The organism is Streptomyces sp. NBC_00986, assembly GCF_045162565.1.
Lineage (GTDB): Bacteria > Actinomycetota > Actinomycetes > Streptomycetales > Streptomycetaceae > Streptomyces.
This window is the reverse complement of record NZ_CP108733.1, coordinates 4,298,305-4,314,410: the sequence shown is the minus strand read 5'-3', so window position 1 is coordinate 4,314,410 and position 16,106 is coordinate 4,298,305. Positions and strand designations below refer to the sequence as shown.

At 66.0% G+C, this 16,106-nt stretch carries 14 protein-coding genes; 7 read left to right on the top strand and 7 right to left on the bottom strand.

Features of this window, described 5'->3' with window-relative positions; translation table 11 throughout:
• Positions 1–36 precede the first annotated feature (36 nt).
• From OG504_RS18510 to OG504_RS18490, 5 genes are all read left to right on the top strand, one after another.
• Positions 37–1,704: a chitinase gene (locus OG504_RS18510; protein WP_405990815.1), complete on the top strand. Its 1,668-nt coding sequence runs from the start codon at positions 37–39 to the stop codon at positions 1,702–1,704.
• 152 nt (positions 1,705–1,856) lie between these two features.
• Positions 1,857–4,523, top strand: a complete 2,667-nt coding sequence (locus tag OG504_RS18505) for an MGH1-like glycoside hydrolase domain-containing protein (RefSeq protein ID WP_405990814.1) — start codon at positions 1,857–1,859, stop codon at positions 4,521–4,523.
• 27 nt (positions 4,524–4,550) lie between these two features.
• A complete protein-coding gene (locus OG504_RS18500) occupies positions 4,551–6,104 on the top strand; it encodes a glycoside hydrolase family 16 protein (protein ID WP_405990813.1) in 1,554 nt (517 codons plus the stop codon).
• A gap of 329 nt (positions 6,105–6,433) precedes the next feature.
• Positions 6,434–6,985 (top strand): lamin tail domain-containing protein, encoded by a 552-nt coding sequence (locus OG504_RS18495; protein ID WP_405990812.1) that lies wholly within the window; start codon positions 6,434–6,436, stop codon positions 6,983–6,985.
• 156 nt (positions 6,986–7,141) lie between these two features.
• Positions 7,142–7,369, top strand: a complete 228-nt coding sequence (locus tag OG504_RS18490) for a hypothetical protein (protein WP_405990811.1) — start codon at positions 7,142–7,144, stop codon at positions 7,367–7,369.
• A gap of 148 nt (positions 7,370–7,517) precedes the next feature.
• On the opposite strand, the gene OG504_RS18485 is transcribed toward OG504_RS18490, so the two are convergent.
• The 4 genes from OG504_RS18485 to OG504_RS18470 all read right to left on the bottom strand — a co-directional run bounded on the left by OG504_RS18485 (position 7,518) and on the right by OG504_RS18470 (position 10,097).
• Positions 7,518–8,084, bottom strand: coding sequence for a hypothetical protein (locus tag OG504_RS18485; RefSeq protein WP_405990810.1), 567 nt, complete (start codon positions 8,082–8,084; stop codon positions 7,518–7,520).
• 684 nt (positions 8,085–8,768) lie between these two features.
• Positions 8,769–9,470 (bottom strand): hypothetical protein, encoded by a 702-nt coding sequence (locus OG504_RS18480; RefSeq protein WP_405996643.1) that lies wholly within the window; start codon positions 9,468–9,470, stop codon positions 8,769–8,771.
• A 37-nt stretch (positions 9,471–9,507) separates the two neighbouring features.
• Positions 9,508–9,780, bottom strand: a complete 273-nt coding sequence (locus tag OG504_RS18475) for a DUF6313 family protein (RefSeq protein WP_405990809.1) — start codon at positions 9,778–9,780, stop codon at positions 9,508–9,510.
• Complete coding sequence (locus OG504_RS18470) at positions 9,777–10,097, bottom strand: DUF6313 family protein (protein WP_405990808.1); 321 nt, start codon at positions 10,095–10,097, stop codon at positions 9,777–9,779. The genes OG504_RS18475 and OG504_RS18470 overlap by 4 nt, the downstream gene beginning before the upstream one ends.
• Positions 10,098–10,839: 742 nt before the next feature.
• Here OG504_RS18470 and OG504_RS18465 point away from each other — a divergent pair.
• Positions 10,840–12,002 (top strand): IS3 family transposase gene (locus OG504_RS18465; RefSeq protein WP_405990807.1). Its coding sequence is split into 2 segments (ribosomal slippage): positions 10,840–11,124 and positions 11,127–12,002, totalling 1,161 coding nucleotides; the frame shifts between segments, so codons are not numbered across the junction.
• Positions 12,003–12,139: 137 nt separating this feature from the next.
• Here the strand turns inward: OG504_RS18465 and OG504_RS18460 are convergent.
• The gene (locus tag OG504_RS18460) at positions 12,140–13,063 is read right to left on the bottom strand and encodes a hypothetical protein (protein WP_405990806.1); all 924 of its coding nucleotides are present in this window, start codon (positions 13,061–13,063) and stop codon (positions 12,140–12,142) included.
• 984 nt (positions 13,064–14,047) lie between these two features.
• Between OG504_RS18460 and OG504_RS18455 the strand changes: the two genes are divergently transcribed.
• Positions 14,048–14,401, top strand: a complete 354-nt coding sequence (locus OG504_RS18455; protein ID WP_405990805.1) for a hypothetical protein — start codon at positions 14,048–14,050, stop codon at positions 14,399–14,401.
• A 731-nt stretch (positions 14,402–15,132) separates the two neighbouring features.
• Here the strand turns inward: OG504_RS18455 and OG504_RS18450 are convergent.
• Positions 15,133–15,321 (bottom strand): hypothetical protein, encoded by a 189-nt coding sequence (locus tag OG504_RS18450; RefSeq protein WP_405990804.1) that lies wholly within the window; start codon positions 15,319–15,321, stop codon positions 15,133–15,135.
• Between the two features lie 114 nt (positions 15,322–15,435).
• Complete coding sequence (locus OG504_RS18445; RefSeq protein ID WP_405990803.1) at positions 15,436–15,921, bottom strand: DUF4265 domain-containing protein; 486 nt, start codon at positions 15,919–15,921, stop codon at positions 15,436–15,438.
• Between the last annotated feature and the right edge of the window lie 185 nt (positions 15,922–16,106).

Below are 16,106 nucleotides of genomic sequence, written 5' to 3'. Positions count from 1 at the left end.
AATCGATTCACCCCCCGTCCCCCGTGGAGGTCGCGCATGCGTACCCGATCGAGATCCCGTTCCCTGACCCGTCCTCTCACCCGTTCCCTGTCCCGCTCCCTTCTCTCCGCCACCCTGCTGACCGGAGCCCTCGCGGCCGCCGGTCTCACCACGGCGGCCCCCGCGTCGGCGGCCTCCGCCCCCAACGCCTGGCCCGCCCACGTCTTCGCGCCGTACTTCGACGCGGGCTCGGGAAACGTTTCCCTCACCGACGTGGCCAACAACTACGGCACCAAGTTCTTCACGGCCGCGTTCGTCGACGGCCCCGGCTGTCAGTGGCAGGTACCGGGCCAGTCCGCCCTCCAGTCGCAGATCGACGGCATCCGCGGCCTGGGCGGCGACGTCTCCGTCTCCTTCGGCGGCTACACCTCCGACACCGCGCTCACCGAGATCGGCGACTCCTGTTCCAGCCCGGAGGCGGCGGCAGCGCAGATCGAGAGCGTCATCACCACCTTCAACCTCTCGCACGTCGACTTCGACATCGAGTCGGCGTCCCTCACCAACTCCTCCGGTATCGACCGACGCGACAAGGCCCTTGCCCAGGTGCGCACTTGGGCCGCGAACAACGGCCGCGCGCTGTCGATCTCCGTCACCCTCCCCGCCCTCCCCGGCGGCCTCTCGGGTGACGGCCTGAACGTCCTCAACAACGCGCGCTCCAACGGCTTCACCCCGGACGTCGTCAACCTGATGACCATGGACTACGGCTCCTCGGGCACCGACATGGGCAACGCGGCCAACACGTCCGTGGACGCGGCGGCCGGCCAGGTCGCGAGCGTCTTTGGCATCTCCACCTCCGCCGCCTACGCCAAGCTCGGCAATACCCCGATGATCGGCCAGAACGACAGCGCCGGCGAGGTCTTCACCCTGGACAACGCCCGCAGTGTCGAGGCCTTCGACGCCTCGCGGGGGATCGCGCTCACGTCGTACTGGTCGCAGAACCGCGACAACGGCGGCTGCGCGGGCTCGACTTCGGCGCAGAGCACGTGCAGCGGCGTCAGTCAGAACTCCGGTGACTTCGCCCGCATCTTCCAGGCGTTCACCTCCGGCAGCAGCAGCGGTGGCGGGGGAACCGGCTCAACTGTGCAGTCTCTGCCCGGGACTTGGGCCCAGTGCGCGAGCGAGAACGGCACCTGCGGGGTCAGCGGCACGACCGCCGTTGCCTACGGCGCGAGCGGCAGGTTCAACTACGCGACGGAGACCGGCTCCACCCCCTGCACCAACGCGGTCTTCGGCGACCCGATCTCCGGCACCGCCAAGTCCTGCTACGGCCAGAGCGCCCCGCCCGCGACCAACGTCTGGACCTCCTGCGCCGCCGAGGGCGGCACCTGCGCCTTCTCCGGCGTGATGACGGTGGCCTACGGCGCGGGCAGTTCGTTCGCCTACGCGACCCTGCCCGGCGGTACGGCGTGCTCCAACGCCGTGTTCGGCGACCCGGCCGCCAACACCGCCAAGTCCTGCTACCTGATCGGCGCACCGCCCTCCTTCGCCACGTGGACCAACTGCGCGGCAGAAGACGGCACTTGCACCTTCTCCGGCACCCACGAGGTGGCGTACGGCGCGGCCGGACGGTACGTGTACCGGTCCGTGTCCGGGTCCACGGGGTGCAGCAACGCGGTCTTCGGCGACCCCGTGTCCGGTACGGCGAAGTCCTGCTATGTGCAGTAGCCGTACCTCTGAAGTCGGCACCAACTCCCCTTGATCTCCGCTCGGTTGGCCGGTGGATTGAACGTTTCAATCGGTTTCGATCCACCGGCCGCCGGCTCCCGCCCGGCTTCACCCCTCCCCGTACCGCCGCTCGAACGAGGAGAACCAGCCTCATGAAACGCACGTTCCGCATCGCGCTCGTCGTCGCGCTGGGCCTGGCGTTCGGCGGCGCGGTATCGCTCGAATCCCCACCGCCCGCGGCCGCGGCGTCAACGGCGGCTGCCGCTACGGCAGTTGCCGCGACCCAGGGTGACGCCTACAACCTCTCCCCGACCTCCCGGACCCTCGCCCCCACCGCCGTCTACGGCACGAGCGGTTCCGTCAGCAACCCGACGAACGTGCTGTCCCACCAGTCAACTCGCCTGAACGGCAACGGTTCCGCGGTCACCCTGGACTTCGGCAAGGAGGTCGGGGGGATCGTCACCCTGAACTTCGCCGGTGCCAGCGGGGCGGGCCAGAGCGTGGGCCTGGCGTTCAGCGAGTCCTCGCTCTACACCGGCACCAGCAGCGACAACTCGGCCGGCGGCACGGACGGCGCGATCTACGCCACCGTGGGCGGCGCGGGCAGTTGGACGATGCCCACCGACAAACTGCGCGGCGGCTTCCGCTACTTGACGCTGTTCCTCAACTCCGGTGGCTGGGTGGACGTCAACGGCGTCTCCCTCAACTTCACCGCAGCCCCCGGAGCGTCGAACCCGGCCGCCTACCCGGACTACTTCTACTCCAACGACGACGAGCTGAACCGGATCTGGTACGCGGGTGCGTACACCGTGCAGCTGAACACCATCGACCCCACCCAGGGCCGCGTGTACCCACCGGTGTCCTCCGGCTGGGAGAACAACGCCACGGTGGGCGTGGGCAGCGAGGTCCTGGTCGACGGCGCCAAGCGCGACCGCTCCGTCTGGCCGGGCGACCTGGGCATCTCCCTCCCCACCGCCTACGTCAGCACGGACGACCTGACCGCCGCCCGCAACTCCCTCACCACGCTCTACCAGATCCAGAAGTCGACCGGCGAACTCCCGTGGGGCGGCCCGGAGTTCAACTTCTTCGGCTCGGACACGTACCACATGTGGACGCTCATCGGCACGTCCACGTACTACCTCGACACCGCCGACAAGGCCTGGCTGGACGGTATTTGGGCCCAGTACAAGCGGGGCGTCGACTTCATCACCGCGAAGATCGACAACAACGGTCTCCTCAACGTCACCGGCACCCTCGACTGGGCCCGCAGCGGCCAGGGCGGCGAGAACATCGCGGCCAACGCCATGCTCTACCGCGTCCTGACCACCGGCGCGACCCTGGCCCAGACGGAGGGGGACAGCAGCCTGGCCGCGACCTACGCCAGCAAGGCCGTGTCCCTCAAGTCCCAGATAAACGCCCGCCTTTGGGACTCGTCGACAGGCGCCTACAAGGACAACCCGACCAGCTCGCTCCACCCGCAGGACGGCAACTCCCTGGCCGTCTGGTACGGCGTCGTCCCCGCCACCACCCAAGCCCGCAGCGTGGCCGCCTACTTGCGCACCAACTGGGGCAGCCGAGGCGCCCAGACCCCGGAGTTCAGCAACAACATCTCGCCCTTCACCGGCTCCATGGAGGTGTACGCGCACTTCGCTGCGGGCGACGACACCAACGCGCTGAACCTCATCAGGACCGAGTGGGGCTTCATGCTCGACTCGCCGATCGGCACCAAGAGCACGTTCTGGGAAGGCTATTCACCCCAGGGCGACCTCACCGCCTACCCCGGCTCGTTCACGAGCATGGCCCACGGCTGGTCCACCGGCCCGACCGGCGCCCTCACCTCCGACGTCCTGGGCATCGCCCCGACGACCGCGGGCGGCGCCGCCTATCAGGTCGTACCGCACCCCGGAAACCTCACCCACGTCGAGGGCACCCTGACGGTCGCCACCGGCAAAACCGTCCACGCGAGCTACGACCACCCGGCCGACGGCAGCTTCACCCTCCAGGTGGACACGGGCACCAACTCCGGTTCCACAGGCGTGATCGCGGTCCCGCGCTTCGGCCAGAACCACACCGTCACCATCAACGGCAGCACCGCCTGGAACGGCAGCTCCTTCACCGGCGCGACGGGAGTGACGAGCGCCGACCAGGACGCCGACTACATCTACTTCCGCGGCGTCCAACCGGGTTCGTACACCCTGGGCTACGCGGCCACCGGCACGGTCTCCCCGACCGAAAACCCTGCCCTGCCCGGCACTTGGACCCAGTGCGCACTGGAGGGCGGCACCTGTGCGGTCTCCGGCACCAAGACGATCGCGTTCGGAGCACAGGGCAAGTTCACCTACACGACGGCCGGTTCAGGCACGGCCTGCACCACCGCGACCTTCGGCGACCCGGCGAGCGGCATCGCAAAGGCCTGCTACGTCCAGCCCGCACCCCCGACCACGAACGTCTGGTCGCAGTGCGCGAGCGAGAACAACACCTGTGCTTTCACCGGGGTGATGACGGTCGCGTACGGTGCCGCAGGTTCGTACCGCTACGCGACTCTGTCGGGCGGCACCCCCTGCACCAACGCGGTCTTCGGCGACCCGATCTCCGGCACGGCGAAGTCCTGCTACCTCACCGGAGCACCCCCGACCGCCGCGACCTGGACGACCTGCGCCGCGGAGAACGGCACCTGCACCTTCACCGGCACCCACGAGGTCGCCTTCGGCGCCAACGGCCAGTACTTCTACGGCAGTTACACGGGCGGCACCCCGTGCACGAACACGGTCTTCGGCGACCCGATCTCCGGAACGAGCAAGTCCTGTTACGTCCAGTAACGCACTCCTCACGAGGAAGGCCGGACGATGTTCAGATCGAAGTTGAAACGGCGGGCCGGGCGCACCGCCGTAGGTAGGCCGAGGTCGAGGTCGAGGTCGAGACGCCTGGTCTGGCTGGCGGCCCTGGCCCCGATGGTCGCCCTGCTCTACGGCACCACGACCGCGCAGCCCGCGCTGGCGGCGGCCCCCGGAGCCCCCGCCGGCTGGTCCACCGTCTTCACGGACGACTTCAACGGCTCGGCGGGAGCGGCCCCTTCGTCGGCCAACTGGAAGTTCGACACCGGCCCGGGTTCCAGTTTCGGGACCGGTGAGATCGAGACGATGACCGATTCGACGGCCAACACCCACCTCGACGGCAACGGCAACCTCGACATCACGGCCCTGGGCTCCGGCAGTTCGTGGACCTCGGGCCGTATCCAGACCCCGACCGCGAACGTGGGCGCACCGGCGGGCGGCAAGCTGGAGGTCGCCGCGTCCATCCAACAGCCCAGTCCCTCAAGCGGGTTGGGTTACTGGCCGGCGTTCTGGATGCTGGGCCCGGGCCAGTGGCCGGAGAACGGCGAGATCGACATCATGGAGGACGTCAACGCCCTCTCCGACGTGGCCGGCACGATCCACTGCGGCACCTCCCCGGGCGGTCCCTGCAACGAGGGCACGGGCATCAGCAGCGGCCTGCGCGCCTGTTCCGGCTGCCAGAGCGGTTTCCACACGTACGCGATGATCCTCGACCGCACCAACACCTCGGCGGAGACGATCACGTTCTACCTGGACGGCAACGCCTACGACTCGGTCTCCGAGTCCCAGGTGGGCACGGCCACTTGGCAGGCGGCCTTCGACCACAACCAGTCGATCATCCTGGACCTGGCGATGGGCGGCACGTTCCCGAACGCGGCCTGCGGCTGCACGACACCGTCCAGCTCGACGTCGTCGGGCGGCACCCTGAGCGTCGACTACGTAGCGGCGTACACCACAACGGGAAGCACCACAGGCTCCACCACCCAAGTCCTGCCCGGCACTTGGCCCCAATGCGCCGCGGAGAACGGCACCTGCACACTCAACGGCACCTCGGCGGTGGCCTTCGGCGCGAACGGCCGCTTCAACTACACAACGGCGACCGGCTCGACTCCCTGCACCACGACGGTCTTTGGCGACCCGTCCTCCGGAGTGGTGAAGTCCTGCTACGCGGAAGCCGCACCCCCGGCCACGAACATCTGGTCCCCGTGCGCGTCCGAGAACAACACCTGCTCGTTCTCCGGCGTGATGACGGTCGCGTACGGCGCCGCCGGCTCGTACCGCTACGCCACGCTGCCGGGCGGAACCCCGTGCACCAACGCGGTCTTCGGCGACCCGATCTCGGGCACGGCGAAGTCCTGCTACCTCATGGGCCCGCCACCGTCGTTCGCGACCTGGACGACGTGCGCGGCGGAGAACGGAACCTGCTCCTTCTCGGGCACGCACGAGGTGGCGTACGGAGCGAACGGCCAGTACTTCTACGGGTCGTTCAACGGGGGCACCTCGTGCACCAACGGGGTGTTCGGTGACCCGGCATCAGGAACGGCTAAGAACTGTTACTACCAGTAACAATGCGCAGGTGGGAGGCCCGTCGTTACTCACTTTCGGGTGACGCTCCCGGCGGGCCCGGGGTGGCGCACCCTGGCGAACTCGGAGCCCGGCCCAAGGCTGGCAAGGCCCGTCGGCTCGCCGGGGCGTCAACCTGGTGCATCACGTACATAAATGGACGGTACAGGCGACAGTCACGGAAACACGACTGACTCGTAACACGATTCACGTATCGCTCATATCCCGACCGCCAGGTGGAGAAGGTGTGGGTGTGCGGCCAACAGGCCGCCACCCGCACACCGCACAGCCCGGGATCCGGCCGTAGCCGTATCCAGGGAGGTGCCCGCACCATGCTGGGGGAACCCGTGACCTCTTCACCTTCCGTGTCCGTCCGCCGTCTGGCCGCTGCCGCTCTCGCGGCCGGCGCTCTCGTCGGCGCGGCGGCACTGCCGGCGACCGCTGCCGACCACCACGCGGCCCGGGCGAACGTGGAGATCAGCCGCGTGCAGTACGACTCTCCGGGACCGGAGGACCGCTCCAACCGCTCCCTGAACAACGAGTGGGTGGAGATCACCAACCACACCCGCAGCGCCGTCAACCTCGACGGCTGGAAGCTCTCTAACAAGGACGGCCAGACCTACACCTTCCACCACTACCGCCTGGACGGCCACGCCACCGTCCGCGTCCACACCGGTGTCGGCCGCGACACCAACCGCGACCTCTACCAGGACCGCCACAACTACACCTGGGACAACCGCTCCGACACCGCCACCCTCCGCAACGACCACCGCCGCCTCGTCGACGACACGTCGTGGGGCAACCACGGGGGCGGCCACGGGGGTGGCGGTCACAACGGTGGCGGTCACAACGGCGGCGGTCACGGTGGCGGCGGCCACCACTGAACCACCCCGCACCACACCGTCATGACACCCGAGCGGTGACGTGACATCTGCGGCGCGCTTCCCCAGCCAGGGGCGGCGCGCCGCTGACGTCTGCGCCGGACCTCGACCCGGGTAGCCTCGCCCTGACCACACGACAGGGACGGGGGCGTTCGCACGATGGCGAAGAAGCCGGTACGCGCAGCGGTGGGGGACATCTGGCTCAAGTGCCAGATCTGCCAAGGAGATCTGTTCCGCGACCGGGGCATCCTCCTCAACAGCACCGGCATGGAATTCATGAAACTGGCCTGGGCCGACGAGAACGCCACCGGCCTGATCTGCTGGCGCTGCGGCTACGTCCACCTGTTCGTGAACAAGGACATCAAGCTGTACCGGGCGGACAAGTAGCGGAGACCGCGAAGCCAAGTGGACGGGCCGGCTGGCGTGTTGGGGTCGGCGGCCCGGGCAACAGGTCCGCAGCCGGGGCGGACGGAAACTCCGGACCGCGAGGAGCGAGGGGCTTGGCCGTACGGCTCCGGATGCTGCTCCACGGCCGCTAACCGCACGAGTCGCAAACGCCCGTCGCGGGGAGCTGGACGAAGCAACCGACACAGACCTGCGGAGGCTTTTCGGCGCGCTCGCGTCGGCGTTCGACGGCCGCCTGATGTTTGGGAGCGAGCGCGGGGACGCCACCGTCGGGCGGCAGGATCGCTCCGAAGTGCCGATAGCAGGCGAGTCGGGCGTCGGCGGCATGCTGCTCGCGCTCCAACACGTCCTCCACCGGCGGTTCTCCAGCGACCTCCAGCACTTCCTTGTAGCCGTTGCCCACCATGCCGTCGTCGCTGTGAACCACCAGCGCGGTCAGTGGCGGATGGCCACGACGATGCGCTTCACGGACCACTTTGCCGAGCGTGGAGCCGATCCAGTGATGCAAGCGAACTCTGGTACGGAATCCCGTCCCGCTCTGGATCTCCTCAGCCAACTCCTTGTAGGTGATGACGGCGTGGTAGCTGCGCGCCACACCCACGAGGACGGAGTACGCCTCTGCGGCCCAGGCTTCGCGAATCTCCTGCGCTGTCGGCACAGCCCCGCCGGCCTCAGGCTCAGGCTCGCTGTCCTTCATTCCCCACCTCACCATGGACTCGTTGAATGATGCCCCGCCGCATCCTCCTCCGAAGAACGATCGAGGCGCCATCGATCGCACCGGTTGTTGCCACGATGAGCCGGTCGAGTCCCAGCACGTGCGTATCCCCGCGACCAGGCGCAGGGATACGCAGAACCCCTGCCGACCTGTCAGAAGACCTTTCGAGATCAACACGCCATTGCACCGCGATCACTGACAAACGGCGGCTTTCATCGAACCCGCCCGCACATACGCGAAGACCCCGTCCTCAGCTGAAGCGCTGATGGCGGGGTCTTTGGGCACCCAATACAAGGTGCCCCCGGCAGGATTCGAACCTGCGCACACGGCTCCGGAGAGCATACGCACGACGTGTAAAAGTATAGCCCTGACCTGCAAGGGAGCCGAGTAGGCCGCGTGATCTCGTCTTGCTCACACGCTCCTCACACGAATGCAGGGGCTGGAGGTCACCTCCGGCTGTTGAGGCCAGACGGGAGACGACGTGAGGCGCTGCAACACCCCGGGGTGTTACAGCCCTGTACTCAAGCCGGGCAGGTGAGACACTGGTGAATCTGGCTGTCCGACCTGTTTGTACAGGTCAAATATCTAACCGGACAGTCGGACACATGGGGCGGGGAGTGGAGTCGACTGGTCGAGGGGAAGACGGGTGGCAGCTGCCTCGCCTTCTCACTTTCTCTGCTCGCGCTCCTGCCGGCGAGCCTCCAGGGGGCGCTCGCGCTGGTAGCGGCGCTCCCACCTGGTCTGCTTGTCACGGCGGTCGCGGTAGGCGCGGTAATCCATGGGCATGGGGCCTCCGGATGACCTGCGGACTGCCCTGGCAGAACGACCTATCTTGCGTGAGAGCGGTGGGTCGGTCCTCGACAGAACGAAAAAGATGACGAGCGAGAGGACGCTTGGGCCCGCTAGGAGAGCTGCCAGCCAGGGAGTCTCCTGGCTGACTGTTACCGCAGCGGCGATCAGTGCAGTGGAAACGATGCAACCTGCGATCAAACCGACGACTTGGGTGACATAAGTACGCCTTGAAGCCGCCTCTGCCACACGAAGCCGGTGTTCGCGCTCAAGTTGAGTCGACACAGCTGCAAGGGCGGCCGCCAGCTGCTCGGGCTTGAGCTTGGACCATTCCCGAATGGCTTCGAGGGCCTCAACAGGCGCTGGCTCGCCATCCCTATCAGACCTTATGGTCCGGCTCTGCTGAGCTTCTCCGTTCAGCAGAGCAACCGCCTCCGCGATTTCGCCTTGGCTGAGGCGCTGGTCGTCGGCGGAGATGATCAGCGCAGCTGTGGACTCACGGGCGCTGGCCGGCGCATCTCGGCAGGCCAAGTAGAGCAGTTCACGCAGCTCGTCGGCTGATGCTCTGTTCTCCACCATGACTCCAGAGTAAGGCGGTTGGTTGGGGCAGGCGAGGCTATGCGTTGGTCGCGCAGATTGGGCACCTGCTGTCACGGACGGGCAGGCTGGTCGCTGCGAAGTTCTGGATGATCATCTCGGCCTGTCGCAGAGCGCTCTCCGGGGAGTGCATATCCATGGTTTTTGCCTTGAGCATCCTGCTGACGAGCTGTTCCCAGTGATCTTCCGCTGCGTTCCAGTCGTCGGCGTGCCACCGGCTGGCGAACTGCTCCGCGATCTCCGCTGCGTCGCCGCCCTCTTCGTGCAGGTCGTAGAGGGACCGCATCGTCATGGCCCCGGTGGCTGCTGCGCGGGCAGTGATAGGCGCCGCAGCTCGGAGAGGATCACGTCAACGTCTTGTTGGCGGTGAGAATCAATCTGCTGTGTCACGAGGTAGCCCACGAAGCCACCGATGAACGCAGGGACCGCCGCCCATCCGGCAACAGATAGCAACCAAGCGCACCACTTCGTCGTGGCGTCGCCTGGGGAATCGATACCCACCAACAGGTTGTAGGCGCCGACCCAGCCGTCTACCGTTCCGTCAACAATGAATAAGGCGCACAGGGCAAGCAGGCCAGGCAGCGCCCTCAACAGTAGCCAGTGGTGCACCCGCGACAGTGCATCACGCGAGCGCCACAAACGGCGGACCCGGCGGGACCACGTAGGCCGAGGGGGCGGCGTCCTCGGGGGTGCAGCGCTGGGGGGAGAGACTGATGTCACGGCCGGAATCTAGCGAAGTTCGGCATGACGTATACCACTTTCGGGTCATCCGTTAAGACGTCCTTGCTCTGCTGGACAGGGCATGCCCGCCGTTGTGATCGTTCCCTCTGTCAAGTTGCTACGGGGTTGAAACACTTCGGAATTACGAGGGCGCAGCGACGCCAAGTTCCTCGCGAACGGACGCCTGGAATGCGGTTATTGGATCTTTCATCGCCAAGACCGCATGGAAGGCTGCATCTTGGGCGCCGCGGGTTGTCTCTAGGGCGCCGGCCGCGTCCCATGCGGTTTCGAGCATGACTGACGCGGTATCTGGCGTAGCTCCCGCTGACAGGATGGAGATCTCAGCAGTCAGGTGCTCTGCCTCTTCAAGGAGCCCGTGCACCTGCTGTAACGCCTCCCGGACGATCTCTTGGTGCACGGAATCGAAGACCCTCGTATCGTCGCTGGGCTGAGGTACATCGGTTTCGCGGACGGTGAGTAGCGTCGTGTACCCGGCCCGCCGAAGCCGCGCGTACTCCTCCTCGTTGGGGAGGGAGGCGCACGCACTCCAGAGGACGCGTTCGGGTCTGCTGCACGATCGGGTGACATCTGAACTGGCTTGTCCTGTGGGGCGGGTGGGAAGGATGTCGCTGTGACCAAGCCTTATCCGGAAGAGTTCCGCGAGGACGTTGTACGGGTCGCGAGGAACCGCGGCCCAAACGTGACGGTCGAGCAGGTGGCTGCCGACTTCGGAGTGCACGCGATGACGCTGTGGAAATGGATGCGTCGCGCGGACATCGACGACGGGACCAAGCCGGGAACGACCAGCCAGGACAACGCGGAACTACGGGAAGCGCGTCGGCGGATCAAGCTGCTGGAGCAGGAGAACGAGGTCCTGCGCCGGGCCGCGGCTTACCTGTCACAGGCCCATCTGCCGGGAAAAGGATCTACCCGCTCGTGAAAGAGCTGGCTACGGGCGGAATTCCCGTCACTCTCACGTGCAGGGTCCTGAAACTTGCACGCCAGCCCTACTACCGTTGGCTGGAGCGGCCGGTGACCGATGCCGAGTTCGAGCAGGCCACGCGCGCGAACGCGTTGTTCGACGCGCACCGCGAGGATCCGGAGTTCGGCTACCGGTTCCTGGCCGACGAAGCCCGCAGCGCGGGATCCGGCATGGCCGACCGGACCGCGTGGCGGATCTGCCGGGACAACAACTGGTGGAGCGTGTTCGGCAAGAAGAGCGGCAGGAACAAGAAGGCCGGCCCGCCGGTGCACGACGACCTGGTCCGCCGTGACTTCACCGCGACCGGCCCCAACCGGCTGTGGCTCACCGACATCACCGAACACGCCACCGGCGAAGGGAAGTTGTATCTCTGCGCGATCAAGGACGTCTTCAGCAGGAGGATCGTCGGCTACTCGATCGACACGCGGATGAAGTCCCGCCTGGCCGTCACAGCCCTCAACAACGCTGTTGCCCGGCGTGGACACGTCGACGGGTGCATTCTGCACAGCGATCGCGGATCGCAGTTCCGGTCACGGAAGTTCGTCCGGGCACTCGACCACCACCGGATCGTCGGCTCGACAGGGCGGGTAGGGGCGGCAGGCGACAACGCGGCCATGGAGCCCTTCTTCAGCCTGCTGCAGAAGAACGTCCTCGACCGCCGATCCTGGGCCACCCGCGAGGAACTGCGCATCGCGATCGTGACCTGGATCGAGAGGACCTACCACCGGCGCCGCCGACAAGCCGCACTCGGCCGCCTGACCCCCGTCGAATTCGAGACCGTCATGACCACACCGGCCCTCCAGGCCGCGTGACCGAACCTGTCACCCAAACCTGCACCAGACCCTACCAATCGTCGAAGACTCCTCCCAGGCCCACATATGGCCCAGAGCTTCCCGAAACAGACTGCCCAGGGCCCGACTCTTCGTCGAGCCCGATGGCTCCACATCTTTCAGTCGGGAAGCTCGACCAGAAGCCGACCAGCCAAGAGGTCTGCGACGAACAACTCAAGACTGGCGGCCAGAAGCCCCACCTCCCGATGGTCGGGACGCGGCACATGTCCGTGGGTGAGCGCACTGCGCATCTCATAGCAACGGGTAAAGAAGGCGGCCGGTGGTCTGCCGTCGTACTTACGGGGCTCCAGAGTTCGGGCGAGTCGCCGCCCGGCTTGTCCGATGGATTCATCTTGTAGCCACTGGAGACTTCCTCGTAGCGAGCTGCGCTCAGCAGGGGTCAGGTCCGGATTGGTTTCGGTAGCTTCGATCATGGCGTTCACGTGCGCTTGAGCGACATTTGAGCGGGGTTGAGGGTCGAGCAAGGTCTCAATCGCCATGGTCAACATCAAGAGCCGTGAGTCTGCTGAGACCTGGAAGAATGAGCCGCTGTAGAGGTCGAAAGCCAACCTCTCAGGAGCTGCTAGCGGGTCATGGAGCTGTGCAGCCTGAGTGAGCACTCGACGATTCCAGTCCTCAGAGGGGCGTCTGCAACCCTCTGCTGCTGGCACGCTGACGAATCGAAGATCCTGCTGATCCTCGAAGACGGTGACGCCAGGCACAGCACCGCGCACAGGATGCCCGAAGAGTTCACCCATCCATGCCTCACCGGCCGTGGTCAGGATGCCTGACGGCTTTCGGTCGGCGAAGTCGGCAGCGAGATGGATCCGGGCGAAAGCACGGCTAATGACATCCCGCCAGCGCTCACCCTCCCGCGCTGCCTCGTCATCGGTGCCATAGCCCTGACCTCTAACCACGAGTTCGGCGGCGTCGCACAGGCACTGGTCCTCCTTCTGGGAGGACTTCAGCCAAACCTGAACCTCGCCTTGCTCCTGGATCAGGAACTGCGTCTCGGTCAGTCCGAGCCGCGCCTGACTCGGCATCGCGAAGGGGAGACGAAAGCAGTACACAGGCAAACCCCCTACAGTACGGCGAACGCTTGGAAAGCCTAGTGTTCAGACCCCTGTAGTGCAGGGAGTTACGAGCAGGCCGATCAAGAGGCGAGTCGACAGCTAGATCAGCCGCAACTGAAGATCTCGGCTACTGTCCGTAAGGGATATGAGCGTCACATCCGCAGCCCACCACGCTCGCCACGACGTGCCCGCGGCCGGGAACGGCCCCCGCTCCCACTCGATCCCCCGTTGGGCGGCCACCGACGCAAGCCCCCAGCTGTTTGCTCGGTCCGGGCCTTCCGCCAGCGGAGGACACGCCCCCAACACGCTTTCCAATTGTGGTGGTGGGATGCGGGGGCGTTCACCAGGGTTCGTGGGCGGCTGGCCGCCCACGCGGGGACGGCTTCAGGTCTCCGCTGAACGCCCGTGAACGGGCCTGAATGAGACGGGAAATGAGACGGCCGTGCGCGATCCGTACCTTCTCGTTGGAGTGGTGGGCCCGAGGGCGCGTAGGCCTTGCTGGCCAAATAGGCATGCTTGTCCGGCTTCTTGGCATGTCCTCACACTTCCGGCATGGTGTATCGGTGCCGTGCGCAGACCGACGACGGGACGTTGTGCAAGAACCGAGTGACTGGGCCAGACCTGCGGTGTCACCGCCATCGCGGTCGGCCGGCTGGACGCGTTCCCACGCCCCGTAAGCAACCTGCGAAGCGGGCCCAACCCCCGCGCCGAGCACCGCGGCAGTCGACCACACCCAGGGCCGCCGCTCGGCCTCAACAACGTCCCCAGCCTCGCACGACACCAGCCACCCGAGATCAGCAGAGGGCGGAGCAAGCCGCACGGCTGTGTCTGGACGTCATCGAAAATGGCAGCACCGCAGTCATCGCCGAGCGGGCGTCCGACTACGTCTCGGACGAGACGTGGAAAACACTTGTCAAGCGCCATCGCCGTACAGGCTGTGATGATCTCGCCGAGTTGGCGCGTGGCATCCTCAAGGGCAAAGACAGGTTGCACGAAGTCGTTGGCCGCGCAGCCGGCGGCCTCTTCGGTCTGTTGGGGCGCCCCCGGATCGAGCTGGTCTTCGCCCAAGAGCTGGCCCGGAGGATTCCGCTGCCTATCGACGCGAAACTCACGGCAGCGGCGCGGGGCTTACAGATCGCAGGCATCTACATCTGCGTCGTTGGCAACAGGGATCTGGCCGGCTGCGCCTGCCTGCGAGACGTGCTCAAGGTCGAAGGCAAGGAACGCTTACAGCGACTGATGCAGGGCGCGATGGAGGACTGGCGGTTGCTTCCGCGCCGCATGCGCGATGGCGCAGCCGAGGTATGAGAGATCCTGCGGGGTCAACTCCTGGAGCTGACTCTTAGCTTGGGAAGCTGAGGTGATCGACGGGCGGATGCTCGGCTGAGCTGGGCCGAAACGTTCCTGAGGCCCGGTCGCTCGTAGAGATGCTGCCCGGTGTTCCCCGCACGATCTGGCACAGGTCTGGCCCGCCGACCCAGCGGCCGTTCAGCTGGCCCAGCCGTGACTGGCCAACTGCGTGCAGAAGGACAGGAATAACAGTTCGCTGCCTGGCATAGAGATAACGCATGGACTCTCTTCTCCTTTCCCTATCCGGAATGATCGGGACCCTCGTCGGTAGCGGTTTGACGGGATTTCTTTCTCTGAGGTCAGAACGCGCGCGACAGCAGGCTCTAGAGGGACAGGAAGAACGTCAGTCTCACAGGCAGCAGATCTTGCAGGAGCTGGACCTTCGTTTGGAGCATCACCGATGGAGAAGGGATCACGGAAGGGAGATATATCAAGAATTCGCCGAAAAAGCTCAGGTCGCTCGGGGGGCAGCTCTTGATTACCACAGGTCTTGCCTGCAGGAAACTCATGGCTCAGAGCGAGTGGCTGGCCTGCGTTTGGAGGGGAGGAGGGCGCACAGAGAAGCTGTAGTGACTTCCTATGGAGTTGGGTTGCAAGGCCCCGAAGAGGTGGCGGCTAGGGCGAATGACTGTATTGCCAGCCTTCGAGAGTTGTTGAATTGCGCAGAAGAGCATGAAATGAGATCATCTTCAGGTCTGCCAACCGAGGATGCTATTGCTGAAATGGAGGAGCAAATAGCGGTTCGCTTCATCGATATGCAGAACAAGCTTCAACTCTTCATTCGCGCGGGACGTGTTGCTCTCGACCGGCCGATGCCGCAGGCTTGATGTCTTCTTGCCCTGGGTGTTGTCGGGGATCTTGGTGACCTGCGTTTTCACTGCTCAAGGGCGGTGAGATCGTGCGCCTGGTGGTCGTCGTTGATCGTCCTTGGCCGACGGTGAGCGACCTCGGACGGCCCAGGGACGGCCCGGCTATGGGTCACATGAACGGCATCAGCCGGCGGATGTGGCCCGCCATTGTGGGGTGATGCACCCCTCTTCCATGTGCCACCACTCCTTGGCAACGCCGTGGTTGAGGAGCCGTTGCACCTTGGCAAGATCGGCGGTGGGTGGGACGTCCAGGGCAACCATGCTGAAACGCTCTATGCCCTCGCCGCGGACTCCGAGTTCGTGAAACGCGTTGATCACACTTTGCCCTGCGGCTCCCGAACCGCTGTCCCGCAACACGATGAGGCGGATGGTGCAGTTCTCGGAACGCCGAACCACCTCACCGGCCCATCGCATACCCTCCTCGTCAGGGTCGGTGGCCACGATGTCTCCGCAGGCGATGCCTCGGACGAACCAGGGGATGTTGTCGAGCCGTGCGGTGCCGTGACCTTGGTCGACCGCCCACAGGCTCTCCACCGATGCCGGGGGCCAGTCGTCTTCGATCTCAAGCCGGAAGTGCACCTTCACGTAAGGGCCCTCGGGGTTCGTCATGGTTCCCAGGATGCAGAACCCTGATGCGCCGGCCGCAGGTGGGTGACGGATGACGTCTGCTCAAAGCTGGATACGGGTTGGTTCTTGCCCCGGCCGACGACAGTCAGCCACGACGGCGAGGCGGCCGACCGATCACGGGCGCGTATGCCTCGCTGCGCCCCCACCGGCCTCAGCCAAGTTGCCGG